The organism is Neobacillus notoginsengisoli, assembly GCF_003515685.1.
GTDB classification, from domain to species: Bacteria; Bacillota; Bacilli; order Bacillales; family Cytobacillaceae; genus Bacillus_D; species Bacillus_D notoginsengisoli.
This window is the reverse complement of the sequence record NZ_QWEG01000003.1, coordinates 85875-106074: the sequence shown is the minus strand read 5'-3', so window position 1 is coordinate 106074 and position 20200 is coordinate 85875. Positions and strand designations below refer to the sequence as shown.

Here is a 20200-nt window from a genome sequence, read left to right as displayed (position 1 = left end):
AGAAAATCTCCTCCTAATCTAATTGCTCAATTAGTATTTCCAGGGAGGAAGTTTCTATAACAACTCAGCATAAATGTGTTTTCTTTGAAAAAATTTATGCTGAAATTCTTTTTTGCAGCTCATTCATCTTAACCTCAAGAAGGCGGGTATAGGTATCCCGTTCCTCCCGAGCTGAAGAGGGAATGAGGATGGGCTCGCCTAAAATCAGCCTCGATTTTTGAAATGTGAAAAGCTCTTTGAAAGTATTTGGCCCTGAATAAGCGGCAGGAATGATCGGAACTTGCGAACGCATCGCAATTGTAATCGCGCCTTGTTTTAATTCAGCCTGCTCGGTCACCCTGGTTCCGCTTGGAAAAATGCCGACTACCTCCCCTTTTGCCAAAAGCCGCTGCGGAATTTTCAACACACTGGGACCAGGCTTATCCCGGTCGACTGGAAATGCGTTCAAATTCCTGAGCGTCCAGCCGATTAACCGGTTCTGGAACAATTGCTTTTTTGCCATATAATGAATCTCTTTTGGCAAAACAGACGTCCCTAGCGCGAATATATCGACCCAGCCCGTATGCGTGCAGGCAATGACATACCCGCCGCTTTCGGGAAGCACTTCTTTGTTGAAGACCTTCGTTCTGCTGAAAAGGCGCAGAACCCCTTTAAGTAAATATCCAACTTGCTGATACAATGAATTTAACCCTCCAAAACTATTAACCTTTGTAATCAACGTAAACCCCCGAGGTGCTCCTCGCTGTTCAATTTCCAAATTAATCGCTCTTGTTCGTTTATCTCAAGCAGATGGAATCCTGTATCTGCTGTTGGAAAACCGAACCCATTGATGGCAGGCATATTCATAAATGCCTGAAGAAATTTTGAAATCAACCCTCCGTGAGAAACAACGGCCACTCTGTTTGCGTTCTGATTTTCTGTAAGTGTTTTTTGCAAAAAAGCTTCCGCGCGAAACCGAAATTCCAACTCCGATTCCCCGTCTTGAATTGGAATATGCGCTGGGCGGCCTTCCGGATGCAATGGATACTGAACTGCCGCTACTTCTTTTGGCATTCCTGCCAGAACCCCATTATTGAATTCCATTAATAATGGATCGACCTCTAATTCGGCACCCGTTACATCTCGCAAAATTCGCGCCGTACCGGGCGCCCGTTTTAATGGGCTGGCGATAATCTTCTCCGGGCGCATAGCCCCATTTAGATAAATCGCCAATTTCCGAGCCTGTTCCCTGCCCAACTCAGTAAGCGGAAAATCCGCTCGGCCTTCGAGCACGCCAAGCAAATCAGCCTCCGATTGTCCGTGGCGAATCAAAAGTAATTCCATGTCTTACCCCCGTGACAGTTATGATTCGTTTATCCGGTTCACAGAAAAAAGCCTAAAGCCCATAATGAGGGTGCTCGCTAGAACAGCCAACCCGGTTAGCATAAAGCCTGCCGCATAACTGTGGATGTCTCTAGCGGGAACCTTGTCATCAACTTCCAGACCCAGGAAAGTAATGCCAATCCTATGCCCGCCAACCGTATGGGCCAAGTCCGTCAAGTTCCTTCCTTTTTCCAAAAGCAAGACGCTCAGCACCGCTAACACGATCATTCCAAAAAATCCCTTAAACCGCACGAACGTTCTCTCCTTTGCCTATAAGTTGGCTGTTTCGAAAATGGATATTATACGGATTCGACTTTACTCTTCTTGCTGGATTCACTTTCCCAAAGCCCTGAGCGGTAAAAAGCTTTTGAATAATGGGAAAAGCATTCCTCAACCTTCACGCCAATCCCAAACAGAGGCGGCACTCCATCCGCGGCTGTCTTTTCAAGAAGTTCAGGATCACGGCAAATGAACGCCTGGCCGTTTACCCTTAACCCCTCTTCCATACCTGGAACGAGAAAAAGAAGGCCGACATTCGCGTTTGATAAAATATTTTGCACCGAGTCCATTCTTCTGTTCCCGCGCCGTTCCGGGATAAACAAGTGATTGTCATCAAGGATGCAGACGAAACCGGGCGCGTCGCCTTTTGGAGAAACATCGCACCTTCCATCAGCATTTGACGTTGCCAAAGTTAAAAAAGGTGATTTTACGATAAATTTCTTTGCCTGTTCATCGAGTTTCCGTTTTACCTTTTTAGCCGACCGTTCGCTTGGTAAGCCAATCTCCTGTTGGAGTTCTTGGAATTGCTCCTCCGCTGTAATGATATTTTTGAACACCCCTACCCCTCCCAACTTCTCTTTTGCAAAAAAACCCTCATCATCCAGAATCAGGTGTGTTATCCTCTTATTATCAGAATAGACTAACACCCGGATTTTTGAAATAGTTATTTTACAGAAAGGAGGAAGCAGATGATTAGCTATCCGACTTTGCCGAAGGGCGCAACCATTGGAGTCACTGCACCTTCATCAGGCGTACCCAAGGAACTTCATCAAATCGTCCATCAGGCAGTTGAACGACTTGAGCGAATGGGCTACCAGGTTGTTTGTGGTGACACGGTCCGGACTGACGAAAAAACGAGGTCAGCCTCGGCATCGGTACGGGCGGAAGAATTTATGGCATTTATGTCGAATGAGCGTGTTGATGCCATCATTCCCCCATGGGGCGGAGAACTTTTGATTGAAATTCTTGATAAGCTTGATTTTGCTAGTATGAAAAGCAAGTGGGTGCTCGGCTATTCCGATACTAGCGCGCTTCTCCTCGCCATAACCTTAAGAACCGGCATTGCGACCGCGCACGGTACAAATCTTGTTGATCTAAGGGGAGAATTTGCTGATCCGACGACGGCGATGTGGGAAACGGTCCTTTCGACGGGTAAGAGTTCTGTCATCATCCAGACTTCCTCGAATAAATACCAGAAGGAATGGCGCCATGATAATCCATCGCCATGCGTTTTTCATCTGACCGAGCCGACTGTCTGGAGATTTATTCCTAAAGGCCGGGTGGAAATGAGCGGCAGGCTTCTCGGCGGATGCATCGATATTATTAGGCATCTGATCGGGACGCCCTTCGGAGATATTAGGAAATTCCGAGAGTCCCATATTCCCGGTGAGCCTGTGATCTGGTATTTTGAGAACTGCTCGATGAATACAACGGACTTGAGACGGACGCTCGTTCAAATGAAGTTGGCCGGCTGGTTTAACAACTGTTCGGGCATTCTGTTCGGTCGCAGCCCGGCAAACGACCCGGTCGAAAACTATACAATTGAAGATGTTTACAATGAATTGTATGAAGATTTGCGGATTCCGATTATGTTTGATATCGACTGCGGCCACGTCCCTCCGCAAATCACGTTCATCAACGGGGCGTATGCCGAAGTAGAGGCTGAAAACGGCGCGGGAATCGTCAGGCAGATTTTTAAATGATTTTTTTTGCAAAAGAAAAGGCGGCCTCCGGGATTCGGAAGCTGCCATTTTTGTGTCCTCAATATAATCACGTGTGTTTTCATCATTATTACATGTACTGCGACAGAAACCATTTTAAATGAAGGAGAGCTGTCACGCAAAGGTCGGATGAGTGACAACAACTAGCGAAAAATCGGTTTGGTTGTCACACAAAGCATGGATGAGTGACAACAAACAGCGAAAAACCGAGTTGGTTGTCACGCAAAGCATGGATGAGTGACAACAAACAGTGAAAAACCGAGTTTGTTGTCACGCAAAGCCCGGTTGAGTGACAACAAACAGCAAAAAAACGAGTTGGTTGTCACACAAAGCTTGGATGAGTGACAACAAACAGTGAAAAACCGATTTGGTTGTCACGCAAAGCCCGGTTGAGTGACAACAAACAGCAAAAAAACGATTTGGTTGTCACGCAAAGCATGGATGAGTGACAACAAACAGCGAAAAACCGATTTGGTTGTCATGCAAAGCATGGATGAGTGACAACAAACAGCGAAAAACCGATTTGGTTGTCATGCAAAGCTTGGATGAGTGACAACAAACAGCAAAAAAACGATTTGGTTGTCATGCAAAGCTTGGATGAGTGACAACAAACAGCGAAAAACCGAGTTGGTTGTCACGCAGAACTCGGATGCGCAAAAGCAATTCCTTATATGCAATCCGCCTATCGGACAATGTTCTTTCTCATCCCAATCGTAAATTTTTCAAAACCCAGCTTTTCATAATACGGCTCAAGGCTTTCAACGCACATTAGCTGTGGGATGACCCCGTTTTTCTCGCAGTGGCTGCTGAGCCTTTTCATTATTTCCGTGCCGATTCCTGCAGATTGGTAGTCAGGATGGACGCCAACTCCACAAATGACCCCAGTAATGACCCCATCCGAAATGACCCGGCCCATCCCAACCAGATTCTCCGTGTCATAAGCATAAACGACATACCAGCTCTGCCTGCACATCTTTTTCAAGTCACCGGTACTCAAATTCAGCGAATTCCAGCTGAGGGCTTCATAGAGTGACAGCACTTGGCTAAAACCAACAGGATGCTGGGAAGTATAGGATAAGTTTTGCATAAATAAGCTCCTTTACGCTCATTTGCATTCAGTATACAATCTTTTCTTCCTTACTTCGCCCCAGCCGCCAACAAAATTTCCTCGATTTCTTTGAACCCTTTATTCCTCGCATGTTCAAGCGGTGTCACGCCATCCCCGTCCGGAATATTCACATCCGCGCCATGTTCAATCAACAGCTTAATTGTTTCTTGCTGTTTCTTACCACCGTTGTTTAAAATAATCGCTTCGATCAACGCGGTCCAACCGAGATTGTTGATGTGGTTTACATCGATATCGGTCTCGTTCAAGAGCAGCTTAACAACATCGACATACCCATGTTCCGCCGCAGGAATTAGCGCGACTCCTCCATATCGATTCGTGATGTGCGGGTCGGCGCCGGCTTGAATCGTGAGTTTCAAAATCTCGATATATCCTTCCGCTCCGGCATAAAGGAACGGATTATTTTTCATGTGGTCTTGGATATTCACGTCCGCTCCTGCTTCGATTAACATCCTCGCTGCTTCAACATTATGATTATAGGTTGCGATCATTGCAGCTGTTCGGCCCTCAGAGTCCTGGACGTTTACTTCTGAGCCTTTCTCAATAAGGCTTTTAAGTTCTTCTAAATCTCCATGCTCAGCTGCCCGGAGCAACTGTACATTTAAATCTTTACTCACTACTGCATTCTCCTTTTCTGTTTCAACCGGACGGCTTTCCTCATCTGGACTGCAGCCCAGCAAAAAGATAAAACAAGCGGCAAAACCTGCCAGTCTCTTCATTTGAACAAACCGCCCTTCCCTTTCAACTAAAGCTATGTTGATGTTGGCTCTTTCTATTAATTGGAACGGTCATAAAATGGTTTAACAGCAACACAGTTAATACATTTTAAAGGGGATTATATCCTTTTGCAAAAAGAAAGTCACAAGTCAGTATTTTTAGATCGAGGAGTGCCGACCATAAACGATTAAAAACATAAAAAGCGAATTCCTTTTATCAAAGAATTCGCTTCTTGCATAGTGTGTAAATCAAGCTTTTGATGATTGATTCCCTCTTTGCAGGTTTTAAAAGTACCTAAAACTAATCTCTTTCAAACAACACCGAGAAATCAGGCTTTTATAAAGGCGAATAAATAAGAAAGATGTAGACAACCATAGAAAAAGGAGGTTTGCCCCAATGGATCATATAAATTGCGATTTTTCCCCGCTAAAAAAGTCTTTGAAAGAGGATATACGACAAGTCTTAACGGCTCTAGAGAATAACCTTGAAGCGATGGATCATGGAACCCAGTGCGTTCTTAGTAATTTAGAAAAAATAAAGGAAAAATTCGTAAATATTGAAATGAAAGCTGCTACTTTCTATTTAAACTGTTACATGGCTCCTTTTACGAACAAATACCCTGAATTATCCATGTCTATACAAAACATGTCTAAAGTAAGACATGGAGGCTTAATTGTAATTCAACGAGCAGACTCTCTTGAATCATTGATTAAACCGGGTATCCCGATACGGGCCGAGTTAACCCATTCATTAATAGAATCGATTTTTTTCCCTGGTAACCCACTCCATGATGGTGCTGTTATGGTAAATAATAATCAGATTGATTCGGCAGCAAATGTCCTCCCGCTTTCAAGCAGATTTACAGGTGATAAAAAAATCGGCACACGCCACAGGGCTGCTTTAGGTTTAACTGAACAAAGCGATGCCCTTGTCCTGGTCGTATCAGAGGAAACAGGCAGAATATCATTTGCCAAAAATGGAGAGCTTTATCCAATCAGCACACGGCTACCGCTATGAAATGTAAGAAAGTATCATTTTAAATCGGACAAGCCCACTTCGCAAAAAAGAAAATTCCTTACTGTTTTACGTTCACTTGTTCCTGGCGGTTCCCCAACGATAACCGAATTACAAAAATCAACATAAGCGCCGCGCCCAGCATCTGAATCCCTTTTAGCATCACCCCGAGCCAGAACACAGAGACAATCATCGCTGTTAATGGCTCGATGCTGGATAGCACGCTGTTTTCAACCGGGGTGATATACTTCAGGCTGCCGAGGAACAGGACAAATGCGAGTGTCCCGAAGACAATCAAGACGGCCATCATGCCAAACAGCTTTGGCTCGGCAAAAACATTCCATTCATCAGACTGCCATACCCTGCCCGCAATGGATAAAATGCCCCCTGCTAAAAACATGCCCCAGCCGACAACAGTTAACACGCCCCATTCATTCATAAGCCTAATCGGATGAAGCGTATAAATCGTGAACGCCAGTCCCAAGAGCAGTCCCCAGATCAATGCCTCATTGCTGACGAGCAGATTATTGAAAGATCCGTTTGTCAAAAGCAGGAATAGTCCCGCCAGCGTGCCAAGAATTCCGACTACCTGATAGGCGGGCGGAAATTTCCTCGCTTTCACTGAAACAAAGATGATGATAAAAATCGGTGCTGAAAACTGCATCAATGTTGCCATAACCGCGTTACTCGCATGGATCGCGGCGACAAATGTATATTGGATGCCAAGCATCCCGAAAATGCTGAATATGACTAATTGCTGCGCCCAGTAACGGTTTTTCCACACATTGAAAATCTGCTTTTTTGCCACAGCCAATGACGTCAATAATAAAACACCGGCAACCGCCATACGGATGGCTAGAAGAAATGGAACGCTTACTCCTGTTTCTGTTAACATCCATTCCATCAAGGGCCCGGTCGTCCCCCATAACATTGCCCCAGCCAAAATCATGGCAAGCCCTTTTGCACGCATAAACCGACACTCCCTTAAAAACAGGCTTACCTTTTGCCATATCCCCACGCTGCCCGCGTTAAAATAGCCGGTGCTGTTTCTGTTTATATTATTCTAAGATTTCTATAATACAGTTTACCATGAAAAAAAATGTCGATGATAGTGATTCTCTCCCTCTTTTGCAAAAGTTGAAAATCTGTCCTTTGAAAGTTACTCCTTGATAACTTAGGGTAAAGGTTAAAGGGTAATAGACTGGCTAACCAGACCCAACGGGAGGAATATAAATGCCGCAATACTTAATAACGTATATGAATAAAAATGAAAATAACTTTGAATCGATTAAAATAATGGGTGATCGGATTTCAGATATTTATCAAGCCGTTTTTGATCTTGAAAAGAAACATACAATTGTATCTATTGAAAACACTGCATTATGCAAAAAAAACAAAGAATAGGCTGCCGCGATAATTGAATGCGCGGCAGCCTTTCTTCTTGGGCAGATATTTTTGAAAAAGAATGGTCAATGAAGGTTGTCCAGCCACAAATGAATTAGGGTCTGACTTTTGCACGGAGTCATGCACGCTTGGGGCTTTCTTTCCCGCTCAGGCCGCCGAATTTAAAGACAAGGATTCCGGCGACAATGACCAGAACGCCAATTAGATGCTTCGAAGTGAAGGGTACCTTTTCAAGCCCCATCCAACCCATTGAATCCCAAACTAAAGCTAAAACGAGCTGTGACACCATCACAATCGAAATGGCAAACGTTGGCCCAAGTCGGTTGATTGCCTGGACAATGCAGACGACAACGCCAACGCCAATCATTCCACTAAAATAATACCATGTCTGCATGGCTGGCAGTTCAAACATGTCTTTGCCTTCAAACAGCAGTCCAAGGGCAAACGATGCAAGAAAACCGAGACACAAAACAAGCGCGGTCGTTGAAATGGTTCCCGCCCGGTCGCTCACCTTGCTGTTAAATATATTTTGGATGCTAACTAAAGCTCCGCACAAAACGGCCATGAAAATGCCTGTAATCATGTATTGCTACCTCCCTGGATCGCTGCGATCTTTACATATTGTCTTCGCCTACTCATATATATTCCGGGTGGCCACCTTTTGCAGGCACTCCCGGTTGATGATTTTGAGCAGGCCTTTTTTGCGCGTAACAAGCCCCTCATCACAAAATTTCTTCAGCACCCGGTTCATATGCCGATAACTTGTCCCGATTAGGTTCGCGGCATCCGCCAACTCGGCGGTGGTCAACTGTCCGTTGAACGACGCATCGGTTTCATCGAACGATACAGATAGAAGATAGCTGGCCAGCCTGACCTCGACCGGGTACATCAAGTTAAAATTTTGCGAATGTTGATTGGTGTAAAACTTTTCGGTGATAATATCTAGCATGAACCTAAGGAACGGCGCGTGGCCATCAGCAAATTTGTTCAGCCAATTGTAATGAATTCCGAGAAAGATTGTGGGGGTTACTGCTTGGACTGTGTTAATAATGTTCCCGCCATGGATATATTCCATATCCCCGATGATCTCAATTGGGTTTCTAAACGAAAGAATCAAGGTCCTGCCTTCCGGGGAGGTGGTGAAAATCTTAATTTTTCCATCGACAAGCACATACAGGTTTTCAGAAAGGTCTCCTTGTGGACAGATTAGTTCGCCCTGTCCAAATCTGTACAATCTTATATACGGGACTAGCTTTTCATTGAAAACGTCTTGCAACCGATAGTGCTCAAGATACGTTTCTATTTGCGCCCGGGTATGCATTTCCACCACCATTTATCCTCCTCATTGGCAAAAAGTCAATATTGTAAAATGATCACTCCGGCAATCATGATCCCGATCCCTAAAAACTGAGGCAGCCTCATATTCTGTTTTGCAATCTCGAACCAGCCTCTCCCATCTACGAGAAAAGCGGTATACAACTGTGCAAACAGCATAGCTGACGTTGTCAGCGTCACCCCGACCAACTGAATGGCTTTCACATTGCTCGAAAGGATCACGGCAGCAAAAGCTCCCCCTGTAAGATAGAGCGGTTTTACTTTTTTCATTTCGTGCCATTTCCCATCTCTTGCTACAAGCAGGATGAGGAAGGCCGTCAAAAATCCAGTCAATTGTGTTAACGAGGCTGTTTGCCACATTCCAATATCCTGGCTGATTCTTGCATTTGCGACACTTTGAAGTGTGATAAAGCCGCCGCCTAAAATAGCAAATAGTATGCCACGCATCTTGTTTCTCCTTTTCAATCTGAATAATTCCATTATGAAATGGCGGCAGGTCATTTTGAAAGGACATATGTCCTGAATAAATATTTAATCTAACATTCATGCTAACAAACCTTAGATCGTCCTGCAAAACAGATTTATATAGGTTGAACTTATTTTTACACAAATTAGCCAAGGAAGTAGGTTGATTGGAGCGGAAGGCACGAAGACTCCTCGAAAATCCTCAATTATGCTATCGCATAATTTCATGCGATGTAAGTTCGGAGAAGCTTTCCTTTGTGCTATCGCATTTCCTTCGTGCAAAGCTTATTCTAGGAAGCTGTTTGTCCTGCGGGATGCGGCGGCAAGGTGGGGACCCCGCAGGCGCCAAAGCGCCGAGGAGGCTCCACTGACGCCCCGCGGAAAGCGAAGTGCCGCGTGACACGCAAAAACCGCCTGTCCCTGCGATGATTAATCTCAGAAGCTTTCCTTTGTGAAGCGCAAATCAACCAAGATTCACCTTGAAAAGAAAATCTCTACTTCAACCTATATAGTATATAGAAAAGAAAACAGCACCTTTGCTCTGTAAGTAACATGAGCTGGTGCTGTTTTTCATTAATTTCATAATAAAAAAGGGCTTTTTTGTCGATTGGCATAATGGCATCAACGAGGTGTAATGGGTTTTACAGTGATGGCAGAAGAGGAAGTGGTGATCATACAGCCTTCAAGGTCCTTTTCCTGCAAAAAGCCAAGATTAAGGGCAGACTTAATTTTGACCCCATCGGGTTTTTTAACAGTCTGGATCAAGTCATTCATTTGCAATTCCTCTAGTCTTTGGACTGTAGCGATTTCATCATATTTCTCCGATCTCCTGATTTGCCTCTGGAGTTTGAAGCCGTTCAGGATGACCTCGCCTTTATCTTCCTTTCCAATCTGTGCATCAAAGAATTCGTGAAAGCTGTCCTTCAGAGCATTCATCTCAGCTTCAATTTCTTTTTTTCTTTTGTTCAGTTCGTAATAAGTGGCCAGCATTTCTCCTGTAACACGGATATCTTTCAATATAGCTCCCTCCAAAAACAATAGATACCCTATCCTATTTTGCCGGCGCATAGATTATTACTGGGAATTCGGGTAACCCCGCCTGTCCATTGCTTATGATAGTTCATTATCCAATTGTAAAATCAAAACATAAAGTCAGCGGTTGATGGAAATTAGCTTTTGCCAAAAGCCTGATTAATTCTTCAGTTTCCATCATTCATATACTTAAGAATAATCTCCTCTTCTTTCCCTGCAAAAATGATTTTACATGTAATACTATCGTTTTCTGATACATGGACATCCATCGGAACCAGCATATCTGCGATCTCACGTTCATTTACATCAAGTGTCCCTTCCACCCGCAAACTTGACGGACCGGTAATAAAAAATGTAAATGGCTCTACAGGCTTATCTTCGTTTTTTATATATCTTATAGTTAGGTGAAGTTTCCCATTGCCCAATTTTTGATAGATTGCAAGCTGAGCCTCCCAGTTTTCTGATTTCCCCTCAAAAATTAAGACTTTTTCTTGGTTGAGATATGTTTTTAACTCCTCACTATCATTGGTGACAAAGAACGGCTTACCATACTGAAAAATATAATAGGCGGGAAGCTTTCGTATATCCAATTCAGGATAATCCACCTTCAATGATTCCAGGGTCCCTTCCCTTTGGCTAATATCATATAGGCTCTCCACCTTCGTTGGCATTTCCCTTTTATGAGCCTGACTATCAAAGAAACCCATTACGGTAAAATGATTTAGATTTGCCGATAGCAATTCCTGATAGGAATACATTTTATTCACGTGGACTTTTGCAACATAAATCGCCGCCTTCCCGTCATTCCATTTTGCTCTGACAAGAATTGTTTTTAGGCCGGAAGGATATACAAAACCAAAATACCCATTATCAACAGGAATTCTTTCTTCCCCAGTTTTCGCATCCCATTCCGTCACTGACAGATCCGGCTTTTCATCTGGGAAAAAGGCAAAGGTGATTATTTCATAAGGATTAACTTCAAGTGGTTTCACTTTGTTTGCCGCTTTGTTGATCTCTTTATCCGTCAGTTTCCTTTTACTGTCACTTTTTCTGATTAAATTTGTTTTTTCCTTACTAAAATAAGACATAATATCCGGAATCGGGATGGTGTTAGCCTCTTTGGCTGGCTCTTTTTTTTCCTTTGGCTCGATCGCCTGATTCAAAAAAAAGACAGAAACCATTAGAATAGCCAACGGCAGAATGTATTTCTTCATGGCTTTCCCCCTTAACCAGCCAACTTGTTTTCGGTTTGGAACTGCATTGCCGTAAAGGTTTCTTTTTTTGCTAACTAGCATCTTCTTTAAACTTCAAGATAATCTGTTCTTTCTTACCGTCCTGCTTAATTGTACAGATGATACTGTCGTTTTCGGTCATTTGGACTTCAATGGGATTATCCGTCGTATAGTTTCCTAATGGATCTAAAACGAGGCTACCTTCTTGCCAGGAAAAGTTCGAACCTGTTAACTCGAATTCGAGTGTTCCGGACGGATGTTTATCTTTGCCAATGTAGCCGAGGAAAAAATCCATCTTCCCGCTTCCAAGCTTTTGATAAACAATCAGCTGCCCCCGCCAATTCTCTGATTTCCCCTCGTATATTAGAACTTTATCTTGAGTTAGATAGGTGTTTAATTCCTCTAAATCCTTTGCGACATAAAGAATACGGGCATTTTCAAAAATATAAAAAGCTGGCAGGTTTTTGATTTTCAATTCCGGGTATGAATCACGAAGTTCCTCAAGCGAGCCTCCAATTATCCGGGCATTATAAAAACCTCCCACCGGCTTAGGCATTTCCCTAGTTTCCTTTTCTAATTCAAAGATACCCAATACGGTGAAGCGTTCCTTATTCCGCGACAAAAGGTCCTGATAGGAATAGGTTTGTTTCACCCGCACGCAGTACCGTTATCCCACTTTGCGCGAATAATCATCGTTTTAAAGCCTGGTAGAGCGGAAAAATCAAAAACATTTTGATCAATCGAATCGGTTTCGGCGCTATTTTCAAAATCCCATTCAGAAATTGATATACTTGCGGGATCGTCAGAGAAATGAACGGTGACTTTTTCGAATGGGTTGATTTCCACCGGCTTTATTTTCCTGCTCATCTCGCTAACTTGCTGATTTGTAAGCTTGCTGTCTGACTCATTTTTCATCAGCAGCGCTGCTTCCCCTTTGTTTATATCGGTGAAAATTTCTGGCATCGGAAAGGACTTGGCTTCATGACGGTTCTGGCTTTTTATCTTCCTTCGGCTCTATGACTTGATTTAGTAAGAAAATCGACATAATCAGGATACCGATCGGCAGGATATATTTTTTCATGGCTTCCCCCTAGACAATGATTCATGATTCCCTTAAGACCACTTTTGCAAAAATGAATTGACTCTGTTTTAGTGCCTGTTGGCAAAGATCAGTTCGCATAAAATAATTCGATCTGTTCTTCTTTGCCGTTCCACTTCAGGATGCACGTGATAGAATCTTCTGGGCTTACCTCGATATCTACGTCGACCTCTGATGTAAGTTTTTTATCCTTGTCAAGGTCGATCGAACTCCCCCAGTTCCATGACGGGCCGGAAACCTCTAAATCAACTGGAGATTGATTTAGAGCAGATTTCCCGATGTAACGAATGCTAACCTGCTGTTTAATTGTTTTCAGATTTTGACGAACGAACAAGTTTACTTCCCAATTATCACTTTTCCCTTCAAAGGTCAGTACATTTTCTTGGTTTAAATAAGCAACCAGCTCTTTGTATTCTCCGGTTTTATATAAAATGTTTCCCTTTTTAAAAAGATAGTAGGTTGGGAGATTTCGGATATCCAGTTCAGGAAACTCATTTTGATGCGATTCCAAACTTCCCTCGAGCGCCCGAATGTCGTAAAAATCTTTCATCGGGTGCGGCATGGCAATTTTTGATTCATCATCAGCAAAAAATCCAATAACCGTATAGTTATTTATATTTGGAGAAAGATGCTTTTGATAGGAATAAATGTTCTTTACCCTGACTTTTGCTACATAGACTGCTGCGCTTTTATCCCGCCGCTGTGTCCTGATGAGCAGTACTTTTACACCAGGAATCCCTCCTGTTTCGTACGTATTGGTGTTTTCCGGTTCGGACTCTTTTCCTTCGTCCCATTCAGAGATGGTAATGTGTTCCGTATATTCTTCAAATTTTAACCATGCGTGCTGATAAGGCTTCACTTCCAATGGCCTAACTTTTTTTGCAGCTGTTTCAACGTCGTCTTTCGAGAGTTGGGCTAAAAAATTATCGCCTTCATAAATCAAGAGTGGCTTTTCATCGGGAACTTCATCCGCTTTAAAAGCGGGAACCAGTCTCGACTTTTCGTCATTTGTTTCTGAATTACTAACCTTTTCCGGTTCTTTTGGTTCGATGACTGTGTTTAATAAGAAAATGGATATAAGTAAGATGCCGATTGGCAGGATGTACTTCTTCATAAACGCCCCCTGATGAGTTTTCTTTTATACTATTACATTCTATTCTTTGAACTTTTTTCCTTTAAAACATCCGTACGAAGCCGTGTAAATTTTTCATCCGGACGAATGAAGTGGTCTTTTGGACGAATGCACCTGGATTCCGGATGAATCCCCAGCTGATCCGGACGAATGACTCCGGGATTTGGAGGAAACGCCTCCTCATTCGGACGAATGCCATTAGTTTTCAGCGGTTCATGAACAACTTAGTTTAAAGAAATCGTTATGTAGTAAAAGAGGTACGACGACGAAGCCTATTTAGATAGCTGGTTCTACGTTTACATTGGTTTTAATAAAGTGTGGAATAAAAAAATACACCACCCTATAAAAGGATGGTGCATTCTGAGGTTTTTATTTTGCAAAACGGTGGTTGCCAATTGTGACTGTCGTTTTACGTGAGAAGATCCATTTGCTTACGGCAGTTTTCGGATTGTAGAAGAACAAGCTTCCATTCCCCTGCCCTTGGTAGGCGATTGCTTCATTCACAGCGCGCTTTGATGCCGCATCGGCTGCCTTGTTGATTGCCCCATTCTGGACCGGAGTAAAGGCATAGTGGCCATTGGAGACTTGGTTTACAACGCCTTCGATAGTGTTCGGGAAGTCTTTGCTCGCGACACGGTTTAGGATAACCGTGGCAACGGCAACTTTACCCGCATACGGTTCGCCAACAGCTTCGGCACGAACGAGGCGGGCCATAAGATCTTTTTCAGCGGCAGTAATCGTAGAGTTTGGTATAGTAAGATTTTTGCCGACATTTAAAGCGGAGCTTTTCGCATTGTTGGCACTCATCAGTTTTTTTACAGGAACTCCATGTTTTACGGCAATTTTATAATACGTTTCACCTGATTTGACAGTATGGGTTGTGGCTGCTTCTGTTTGGGAAGCGATTGTTGCTGACATGGAAAAGATTAAACCAGCAGCAATCACTAGTTTTTTAAATCTATTCATCTTTATTCCCCCTAGTAGTTTCTGAATTTGTTCTCTACTACTAGGCTATCAGCTGTAATACTTGCTTTCATGGCCCAAAATTTAACAAAGGAATATCGACTGCTTTTAACCCTAATGGCAAGCAGTTTAGCGGGATAGCAGGAAAAACCTTCCGTGGCATCCAGTATCGCCAAAAATATCCTTCGATTGTAGGAGTTGGATGGTTTTTTACAGGCTGTTACAGGGATGTTTCAAAATAATTGGGGATTTTTGCAAAAGAGAAGTGTTTTTTCGTTTGGTAAGGAGCAAAAACAGGATTAAAAAAGGCTTTCGTGGAGAATCAGTAGTTAAGCAACTTTTCAATCCTGTTCATTTTCATTGCATTCTTTACTTGTTTTTCAGCCAAAAAGTCGACGTCAAATTTAAATGAATGTAGAATGTCGGTGTGACCGTTGACTGTTCTCTCAATTCGGTCTACCTTCTGGTTCAGATCCTTCAACCCACCCTCAATGCCGGAAACCCTCGCATCCATGCCGATGATCTTAGTTTCCATACCGGAAATCTTTGCATCCAAGCCGGATAGTTTTTCATTTACTTCTGCACGAAATTCATTCATCGCCTGCAAAAGTGCCTGCAGGAGTTCTTTCTGTTCCATTTCGTTTCCTCCCTTCTAGTAAAGTTGATTCTATTTTATCATTTCCAATCCTAGTAAAAAAGCCTATACCCTATTAATTTTTGTCCAGAAAAATAATCGATGGATGAGATTTCCCAAAAAGGAAATAGTAAAACCGAGCAAATTTATTTGCTCAAACCTTCGTGGGGAGTGATCGATCATGGCTAGAAACAAACTGTTGGTTCCAGGTTCGGGCAATGCGCTTGACCAGATGAAAGAGGAAATCGCCAATGAGTTTGGAGTACAACTTGGTGCTGACACAACCGCACGGGCAAACGGTTCAGTCGGAGGCGAAATGACAAAGCGTCTTGTCGCACTCGGCGAACAGGCTATGCGAAACCGGACTGGACAACAATAGCCGGTTTCAAAAAGGAAAGCTGCTAGGCTTATTGCCAGGCAGCTTTCCCACTTCTAACCAACATGTATTTTCACGTGTTTACTTCCTCAATTGTTAACATTTTTAGAACTTCATTGAATGTCACAGGTTTGACATTGACTCGAATTAACAAAACTTATATAGTGTTATTGAAGCGAAAGTGATAATCATTATCAATGATAATAGATGAAGTTTTTGGAGGGATAAGTATGGGCCGCCTCTATACTGATAGATTGCAAGTTGGCTATGATGACCGTTTAATTGTGAAAAATTTATCCGTTGATATTCCAGACAATCAAATCACTGTGATCATCGGGCCGAACGGCTGCGGAAAATCGACTTTGCTTAAAGCGATGTCACGAATTATTTCCCATCAGTCAGGTTCGATTCTCCTCGATGGCGTCAGCATTGTACGCGAGGATACGAAGAATCTTGCAAAAAAAATGGCCATCCTCCCCCAGACTCCTGAAAGCTCAGCTGGATTGACTGTCGGCGAGCTCGTTTCCTATGGGCGCTTCCCTTATCAAAAAGGATTCGGCCGTTTGACAAAAAAAGATATAGAAGTCATCGATTGGGCTCTTGAAGTGACCCGCACAATCGAGTATAAATACAAGCCGGTCGATGCCCTTTCAGGCGGACAGCGCCAGCGCGTCTGGATTGCGATGGCATTGGCGCAGGAAACAGACATCATCTTCCTTGATGAACCAACGACATATCTTGATATGGCGCATCAGCTTGAGGTTCTTGAACTGCTTCAAGACTTGAATCGTGAACAAGGCCGGACAATCGTCATGGTCCTCCATGACTTGAACCAGGCAGCGAGATTTGCGGACCATATCATCGCCATGAAAGACGGGCAGATTGTCAAGTCAGGAACTTGTGAGTTTGTCATTAACCGCCACGTCCTCCGCGACGTATTTAATATAGAAGCTGAAATCGGGCTTGACCCGAGGACGAAAAAACCAATGTGCTTAACTTACAACTTGATTAGAGGAGACAAAGCAAATGACAAAAAAACTTATGCCTATCCTGCTGGTACTGGCACTGGTGCTTAGTGCCTGCGGTAGTAAAACCGGGGATAAAAACAATGAATCGGCGAAAAAAGATGAAAAACCAACAACGATTACCTATCAATCCGAAAATGGCCCTGTCGAAGTACCGGCCGATCCACAAAGGATTGTCGTCCTATCCTTCTCGTATTCGGGGAGCGTACTTGCTCTTGGCGGCAATATTGTCGGGATTGATGCGTGGTCCAAGGCAAATCCACGTTTTGAAGACGGTTTGAAAAACGCAGAGGTCGTTACCGATGAAAACCTTGAAAAAATTATCGAGCTTGAACCAGACTTGATTATTGGCCAGGCCGATACAAAGAATGTCGACAAGTTAAAGAAAATCGCGCCAACCGTTACAATTACGTATGGCAAAAACGATTACCTAACCCAGCACATCGAAATTGGGAAGCTTTTGAACAAAGAAAGAGAAGCAACAGAATGGGTTGAGAACTTCAAGAAGGAAGCCGCGGCGGCAGGCGAAGAAATCAAAGCGAAAATTGGCGCCGATGCCACTGTTTCCGTCATTGAAAACCAGGACAAGCAATTGTTCGTTTTCGGCGAAAATTTTGCGAGGGGAACAGAAATCCTTTATCAGGAAATGAAGCTGAATATGCCTGAAAAAGTGAAGCAGGATGTCCTGAAGCCAGGCTTCTATGCGATTTCACCAGAAGTGTTGGCCGACTATGCTGGCGACTACGTGATCTTTAGCAAAAATTCAGACGGCGATACTTCCTTCCAGCAGACGGAAACGTATAAAAACATCCCGGCTGTCAAGAATAACCGCGTCTTTGAAGTAAACGCGAAGGAATTTTACTTCAACGACCCGATTACCCTTGAATACCAGCTCGATTTCTTCAAAAAGTCGTTTTTGGGAGAGTAAATGGTGGTTTTTCCGTAGTTTAAGCCTTAAAATTGGGTAAGTGACTCAAAAGAGGAATTCTTTAAACGGAATTCCTCTTCTTTATACATATTAAATAGAGAAATGATGAGATGAAGATGAATCGGGAAAACTTATTTTTTCTAAAGTTTATAGGCGGGCTTTTGCTGATGGGGGCATCACTGTTCATTGGACTGCGCTTTGGCGCTGCGGAAACGAGCCTAAACGATATCTGGATGGCTCTTTCCGGTTCGGGGAAAAGTGATACGGCAACAATGCTGCGTGAAATCCGCTTCCCGCGTGAGGTTGCGGCTGTTTTTGTTGGTGGCGCCTTAGCCGTTGCAGGCGCGATTATGCAAGGGCTGACACGAAACCCGCTTGCCGACCCAGGCTTACTTGGCCTAACAGCCGGAGCGAATACAGCATTGGCGCTAACGATTGGCCTAATCCCTTCGATCGGTTATTTTGGCATCACGATTGCCTGTTTTATCGGAGCCGCTGTCGGTGTTTTGCTTGTCCTCGGAATCGGGACTGCTAAACGGGGCGGTTTTTCGCATTTACGGATCGTTTTAGCCGGTGCAGCGGTGTCCGCGTTTTTATACGGAGTCGCTGATGGAATTGGGTTGTATTTTAAAATATCGAAAGACGTCTCCCTTTGGACATCCGGTGGTCTGATGGGCACGTCCTGGAGCCAGTTGAAAGTCATTGTTCCCTTTATATTGATTGGCCTGGTGATTGCCCTTTTCCTCTCAAAACAACTGACCATCCTCAGCTTGAGTGAAGAAGTTGCTGTCGGCCTCGGCCAGAAAACACAGCAAATCAAAATTCTTTTAGTCGTGGCAATTGTGTTGCTCGCGGGCGCTTCTGTTGCACTGGTTGGTAATATGGCATTCATCGGCCTGATGATCCCGCATATCGTCCGCATAATCGTCGGCACGGATTACCGGTACATCATTCCGATGTCCGGCGTTGTCGGTGCGGCGTTCATGGTGCTAGCCGACACGATCGCGCGCACGGTAAATGCACCTTACGAAACCCCTGTGTTCGCAATCGTTTCGATGCTTGGCCTCCCCTTCTTTTTGTTTATCATCCATAAAGGAGGGAAACTTTCATTATGATTCATCCATCGATTTTGAGAAAACAAAGGCTGCTCGTGGTAGGGTTTTTGGTGCTGATTGCGGCGACGATTGTGGTGAGTCTCGGGCTCGGCTATTCATCGGTGTCATACAACCGGATCATCCCTACTTTGCTCGGGAACGGCACGTTTAAAGAAGAATTCATCTTACTTTCAATCAGGCTTCCTCGGATTTTGATCACATTGCTTGCGGGAATGGGTCTCGCGATTTCGGGAGCGATTTTGCAAGGGCTAACTAGGAATGACCTTGCCGATCCCGGAATTATCGGAATTAATGCGGGTGCGGGGATTGGAATTGCTATCTTTTTTCTATTTGTGCCGATTGAGGTAACTTCGTTTGTGTTTGTTTTGCCAGTTGTCGCTTTTGCCGGCGCAGTGATGACCGCGCTGTTGATTTACTTTTTCTCTTATCGGCGCGGAGTCGGCCTCGAACCGGCACGGCTTATTCTAGTCGGAATTGGGTTTTCCATGGCCCTGTCCGGCGCGATGATCGTTGTCATTTCATCCGCTGAGCGGCAAAAGGTTGATTTCATTGCTCGCTGGTTAGCCGGAAACATTTGGGGAGCGGATTGGCCGTTCATCGTGGCCATTTTGCCCTGGCTGGCGGTATTAATTCCTTTTACGCTTTTTAAGGCCAACAGATTGAATATCCTTTCAATGAATGAACCTGTTTCCATTGGCCTTGGCGTATCGCTCGAGAAGGAACGCTTTTCTTTGCTGCTGATCGCTGTCGCACTTGCGGCCGCTTCAGTATCGGTAACGGGCGGAATTGCCTTTATCGGACTGATGGCCCCCCACCTGGCAAAAGCACTCGTCGGACCGAGGGCGCAGCTTTATCTCCCTGTTTCCCTGCTAATTGGCGGCTGGCTGCTCCTGTTCGCAGACACAATCGGGCGAAATCTCGCTGAACCTGAAGGCATCGCGGCCGGCATCATGACCGCGCTGATTGGAGCACCTTATTTTATATATTTGTTGATGAAGAAATAGATGGATTATTTGAATTGGGGCGCGTGCGGTTGCATGCGTCTTTTCTTTTGCAAAAAGAGCACCTTTTATATAGAAAAGGGGTTTTGTAACCTGCTCTTCGTTCAATTGGCTTTGAAAACGGTTTTTACGGAACTAATTGCTTACTAATTAGCTTGCTGTTAAGTCCTTTTATTTTGCATTCGTCCGGATTGGGCGGTGATTCGTCCATTTTAGGAGGTGATTTGTCCTAATTTGGAG

Annotated in this window: 26 protein-coding genes; 8 read left to right on the top strand and 18 right to left on the bottom strand. The window is 44.0% G+C overall.

The genetic code is table 11. From position 1 onward, the window contains the following. Positions 1-94: 94 nt before the first annotated feature. The 4 genes from D1B31_RS05085 to D1B31_RS05070 are packed head-to-tail and all read right to left on the bottom strand — an operon-like array spanning position 95 to position 2198. Entirely contained in the window at positions 95-679 is a 585-nt protein-coding gene (locus D1B31_RS05085) for a lysophospholipid acyltransferase family protein (protein ID WP_118919968.1), read from the bottom strand. 35 nt (positions 680-714) lie between these two features. Then, on the bottom strand, positions 715-1323 hold the full coding sequence (locus tag D1B31_RS05080) for a histidine phosphatase family protein (RefSeq protein WP_118919676.1): 609 nt from the start codon (positions 1321-1323) through the stop codon (positions 715-717). 18 nt (positions 1324-1341) lie between these two features. After that, positions 1342-1614, bottom strand: coding sequence for a hypothetical protein (locus tag D1B31_RS05075; RefSeq protein WP_118919675.1), 273 nt, complete (start codon positions 1612-1614; stop codon positions 1342-1344). Positions 1615-1661: 47 nt separating this feature from the next. Beyond that, positions 1662-2198, bottom strand: a complete 537-nt coding sequence (locus tag D1B31_RS05070) for an MSMEG_1061 family FMN-dependent PPOX-type flavoprotein (protein ID WP_118919674.1) — start codon at positions 2196-2198, stop codon at positions 1662-1664. A 132-nt stretch (positions 2199-2330) separates the two neighbouring features. Between D1B31_RS05070 and D1B31_RS05065 the strand changes: the two genes are divergently transcribed. Beyond that, positions 2331-3344 (top strand): S66 family peptidase, encoded by a 1014-nt coding sequence (locus D1B31_RS05065; protein ID WP_118919673.1) that lies wholly within the window; start codon positions 2331-2333, stop codon positions 3342-3344. Between the two features lie 700 nt (positions 3345-4044). Here D1B31_RS05065 and D1B31_RS05060 read toward each other — a convergent pair. Together D1B31_RS05060 and D1B31_RS05055 are read right to left on the bottom strand one after the other, a co-directional pair. Continuing rightward, positions 4045-4449, bottom strand: a complete 405-nt coding sequence (locus D1B31_RS05060; RefSeq protein WP_118919672.1) for a GNAT family N-acetyltransferase — start codon at positions 4447-4449, stop codon at positions 4045-4047. A 50-nt stretch (positions 4450-4499) separates the two neighbouring features. Beyond that, complete coding sequence (locus D1B31_RS05055; protein ID WP_118919671.1) at positions 4500-5207, bottom strand: ankyrin repeat domain-containing protein; 708 nt, start codon at positions 5205-5207, stop codon at positions 4500-4502. A gap of 394 nt (positions 5208-5601) precedes the next feature. On the opposite strand from D1B31_RS05055, the gene cdaS reads away from it, so the two are divergent. Next, positions 5602-6222, top strand: coding sequence for a sporulation-specific diadenylate cyclase CdaS (gene cdaS / locus D1B31_RS05050; RefSeq protein ID WP_118919670.1), 621 nt, complete (start codon positions 5602-5604; stop codon positions 6220-6222). A gap of 58 nt (positions 6223-6280) precedes the next feature. On the opposite strand, the gene D1B31_RS05045 is transcribed toward cdaS, so the two are convergent. Next, positions 6281-7189 (bottom strand): DMT family transporter, encoded by a 909-nt coding sequence (locus D1B31_RS05045; RefSeq protein WP_118919669.1) that lies wholly within the window; start codon positions 7187-7189, stop codon positions 6281-6283. Between the two features lie 287 nt (positions 7190-7476). On the opposite strand from D1B31_RS05045, the gene D1B31_RS24105 reads away from it, so the two are divergent. Beyond that, the gene (locus D1B31_RS24105; protein ID WP_204562993.1) at positions 7477-7623 is read left to right on the top strand and encodes a hypothetical protein; all 147 of its coding nucleotides are present in this window, start codon (positions 7477-7479) and stop codon (positions 7621-7623) included. Positions 7624-7741: 118 nt separating this feature from the next. On the opposite strand, the gene D1B31_RS05040 is transcribed toward D1B31_RS24105, so the two are convergent. The 11 genes from D1B31_RS05040 to D1B31_RS04995 all read right to left on the bottom strand — a co-directional run bounded on the left by D1B31_RS05040 (position 7742) and on the right by D1B31_RS04995 (position 15518). Next, positions 7742-8206 carry a DMT family transporter gene (locus D1B31_RS05040; protein WP_118919668.1) on the bottom strand — a complete coding sequence of 155 codons (465 nt, stop codon included), beginning with the start codon at positions 8204-8206 and terminating at the stop codon, positions 7742-7744. Between the two features lie 48 nt (positions 8207-8254). Continuing rightward, on the bottom strand, positions 8255-8953 hold the full coding sequence (locus D1B31_RS05035; protein ID WP_118919667.1) for a Crp/Fnr family transcriptional regulator: 699 nt from the start codon (positions 8951-8953) through the stop codon (positions 8255-8257). Positions 8954-8979: 26 nt separating this feature from the next. Further along, positions 8980-9405 (bottom strand): DMT family transporter, encoded by a 426-nt coding sequence (locus D1B31_RS05030; RefSeq protein ID WP_118919666.1) that lies wholly within the window; start codon positions 9403-9405, stop codon positions 8980-8982. Positions 9406-10044: 639 nt separating this feature from the next. Further along, on the bottom strand, positions 10045-10440 hold the full coding sequence (locus tag D1B31_RS05025; RefSeq protein ID WP_240035177.1) for a hypothetical protein: 396 nt from the start codon (positions 10438-10440) through the stop codon (positions 10045-10047). Between the two features lie 182 nt (positions 10441-10622). Next, a complete protein-coding gene (locus D1B31_RS05020; protein ID WP_118919665.1) occupies positions 10623-11669 on the bottom strand; it encodes a hypothetical protein in 1047 nt (348 codons plus the stop codon). Between the two features lie 70 nt (positions 11670-11739). After that, entirely contained in the window at positions 11740-12339 is a 600-nt protein-coding gene (locus D1B31_RS05015; protein ID WP_118919664.1) for a hypothetical protein, read from the bottom strand. Beyond that, on the bottom strand, positions 12336-12650 hold the full coding sequence (locus D1B31_RS05010; protein ID WP_118919663.1) for a hypothetical protein: 315 nt from the start codon (positions 12648-12650) through the stop codon (positions 12336-12338). The genes D1B31_RS05015 and D1B31_RS05010 overlap by 4 nt, the downstream gene beginning before the upstream one ends. Positions 12651-12856: 206 nt before the next feature. Beyond that, positions 12857-13900, bottom strand: a complete 1044-nt coding sequence (locus D1B31_RS05005) for a hypothetical protein (protein ID WP_118919662.1) — start codon at positions 13898-13900, stop codon at positions 12857-12859. Between the two features lie 61 nt (positions 13901-13961). Then, positions 13962-14117, bottom strand: coding sequence for a hypothetical protein (locus D1B31_RS24100; protein WP_158587464.1), 156 nt, complete (start codon positions 14115-14117; stop codon positions 13962-13964). 170 nt (positions 14118-14287) lie between these two features. Continuing rightward, positions 14288-14884: a cell wall hydrolase gene (locus tag D1B31_RS05000; protein ID WP_118919661.1), complete on the bottom strand. Its 597-nt coding sequence runs from the start codon at positions 14882-14884 to the stop codon at positions 14288-14290. Between the two features lie 319 nt (positions 14885-15203). Continuing rightward, the gene (locus D1B31_RS04995; RefSeq protein ID WP_118919660.1) at positions 15204-15518 is read right to left on the bottom strand and encodes a hypothetical protein; all 315 of its coding nucleotides are present in this window, start codon (positions 15516-15518) and stop codon (positions 15204-15206) included. Between the two features lie 178 nt (positions 15519-15696). On the opposite strand from D1B31_RS04995, the gene D1B31_RS04990 reads away from it, so the two are divergent. The 5 genes from D1B31_RS04990 to D1B31_RS04970 all read left to right on the top strand — a co-directional run bounded on the left by D1B31_RS04990 (position 15697) and on the right by D1B31_RS04970 (position 19963). Further along, complete coding sequence (locus D1B31_RS04990; RefSeq protein WP_118919659.1) at positions 15697-15894, top strand: alpha/beta-type small acid-soluble spore protein; 198 nt, start codon at positions 15697-15699, stop codon at positions 15892-15894. 227 nt (positions 15895-16121) lie between these two features. Beyond that, the gene (locus D1B31_RS04985) at positions 16122-16967 is read left to right on the top strand and encodes an ABC transporter ATP-binding protein (protein WP_118919658.1); all 846 of its coding nucleotides are present in this window, start codon (positions 16122-16124) and stop codon (positions 16965-16967) included. After that, positions 16918-17844 carry an iron-hydroxamate ABC transporter substrate-binding protein gene (locus D1B31_RS04980; RefSeq protein ID WP_118919657.1) on the top strand — a complete coding sequence of 309 codons (927 nt, stop codon included), beginning with the start codon at positions 16918-16920 and terminating at the stop codon, positions 17842-17844. Before D1B31_RS04985 ends, D1B31_RS04980 begins: the two co-directional genes overlap by 50 nt. A 110-nt stretch (positions 17845-17954) precedes the next feature. Beyond that, positions 17955-18959 (top strand): FecCD family ABC transporter permease, encoded by a 1005-nt coding sequence (locus D1B31_RS04975; RefSeq protein ID WP_420846063.1) that lies wholly within the window; start codon positions 17955-17957, stop codon positions 18957-18959. Next, a complete protein-coding gene (locus tag D1B31_RS04970) occupies positions 18956-19963 on the top strand; it encodes a FecCD family ABC transporter permease (RefSeq protein ID WP_118919656.1) in 1008 nt (335 codons plus the stop codon). The genes D1B31_RS04975 and D1B31_RS04970 overlap by 4 nt, the downstream gene beginning before the upstream one ends. Positions 19964-20200: the final 237 nt, after the last annotated feature.

What these genes read in the sequence shown, in the direction of transcription:
- D1B31_RS05080 (WP_118919676.1), bottom strand. Translation starts at nt 1,323, where the DNA reads ATGGAATTACTTTTGATTCGCCACGGACAATCGGAGGCTGATTTGCTT.
- D1B31_RS05065 (WP_118919673.1), top strand. Translation starts at nt 2,331, where the DNA reads ATGATTAGCTATCCGACTTTGCCGAAGGGCGCAACCATTGGAGTCACT.
- D1B31_RS05060 (WP_118919672.1), bottom strand. Translation starts at nt 4,449, where the DNA reads ATGCAAAACTTATCCTATACTTCCCAGCATCCTGTTGGTTTTAGCCAA.
- D1B31_RS05055 (WP_118919671.1), bottom strand. Translation starts at nt 5,207, where the DNA reads ATGAAGAGACTGGCAGGTTTTGCCGCTTGTTTTATCTTTTTGCTGGGC.
- cdaS (WP_118919670.1), top strand. Translation starts at nt 5,602, where the DNA reads ATGGATCATATAAATTGCGATTTTTCCCCGCTAAAAAAGTCTTTGAAA.
- D1B31_RS05045 (WP_118919669.1), bottom strand. Translation starts at nt 7,189, where the DNA reads ATGCGTGCAAAAGGGCTTGCCATGATTTTGGCTGGGGCAATGTTATGG.
- D1B31_RS24105 (WP_204562993.1), top strand. Translation starts at nt 7,477, where the DNA reads ATGAATAAAAATGAAAATAACTTTGAATCGATTAAAATAATGGGTGAT.
- D1B31_RS05040 (WP_118919668.1), bottom strand. Translation starts at nt 8,206, where the DNA reads ATGATTACAGGCATTTTCATGGCCGTTTTGTGCGGAGCTTTAGTTAGC.
- D1B31_RS05030 (WP_118919666.1), bottom strand. Translation starts at nt 9,405, where the DNA reads ATGCGTGGCATACTATTTGCTATTTTAGGCGGCGGCTTTATCACACTT.
- D1B31_RS05020 (WP_118919665.1), bottom strand. Translation starts at nt 11,669, where the DNA reads ATGAAGAAATACATTCTGCCGTTGGCTATTCTAATGGTTTCTGTCTTT.
- D1B31_RS05010 (WP_118919663.1), bottom strand. Translation starts at nt 12,650, where the DNA reads ATGCCAGAAATTTTCACCGATATAAACAAAGGGGAAGCAGCGCTGCTG.
- D1B31_RS05005 (WP_118919662.1), bottom strand. Translation starts at nt 13,900, where the DNA reads ATGAAGAAGTACATCCTGCCAATCGGCATCTTACTTATATCCATTTTC.
- D1B31_RS24100 (WP_158587464.1), bottom strand. Translation starts at nt 14,117, where the DNA reads ATGGCATTCGTCCGAATGAGGAGGCGTTTCCTCCAAATCCCGGAGTCA.
- D1B31_RS05000 (WP_118919661.1), bottom strand. Translation starts at nt 14,884, where the DNA reads ATGAATAGATTTAAAAAACTAGTGATTGCTGCTGGTTTAATCTTTTCC.
- D1B31_RS04995 (WP_118919660.1), bottom strand. Translation starts at nt 15,518, where the DNA reads ATGGAACAGAAAGAACTCCTGCAGGCACTTTTGCAGGCGATGAATGAA.
- D1B31_RS04990 (WP_118919659.1), top strand. Translation starts at nt 15,697, where the DNA reads ATGGCTAGAAACAAACTGTTGGTTCCAGGTTCGGGCAATGCGCTTGAC.
- D1B31_RS04985 (WP_118919658.1), top strand. Translation starts at nt 16,122, where the DNA reads ATGGGCCGCCTCTATACTGATAGATTGCAAGTTGGCTATGATGACCGT.
- D1B31_RS04980 (WP_118919657.1), top strand. Translation starts at nt 16,918, where the DNA reads ATGACAAAAAAACTTATGCCTATCCTGCTGGTACTGGCACTGGTGCTT.
- D1B31_RS04975 (WP_420846063.1), top strand. Translation starts at nt 17,955, where the DNA reads ATGAAGATGAATCGGGAAAACTTATTTTTTCTAAAGTTTATAGGCGGG.
- D1B31_RS04970 (WP_118919656.1), top strand. Translation starts at nt 18,956, where the DNA reads ATGATTCATCCATCGATTTTGAGAAAACAAAGGCTGCTCGTGGTAGGG.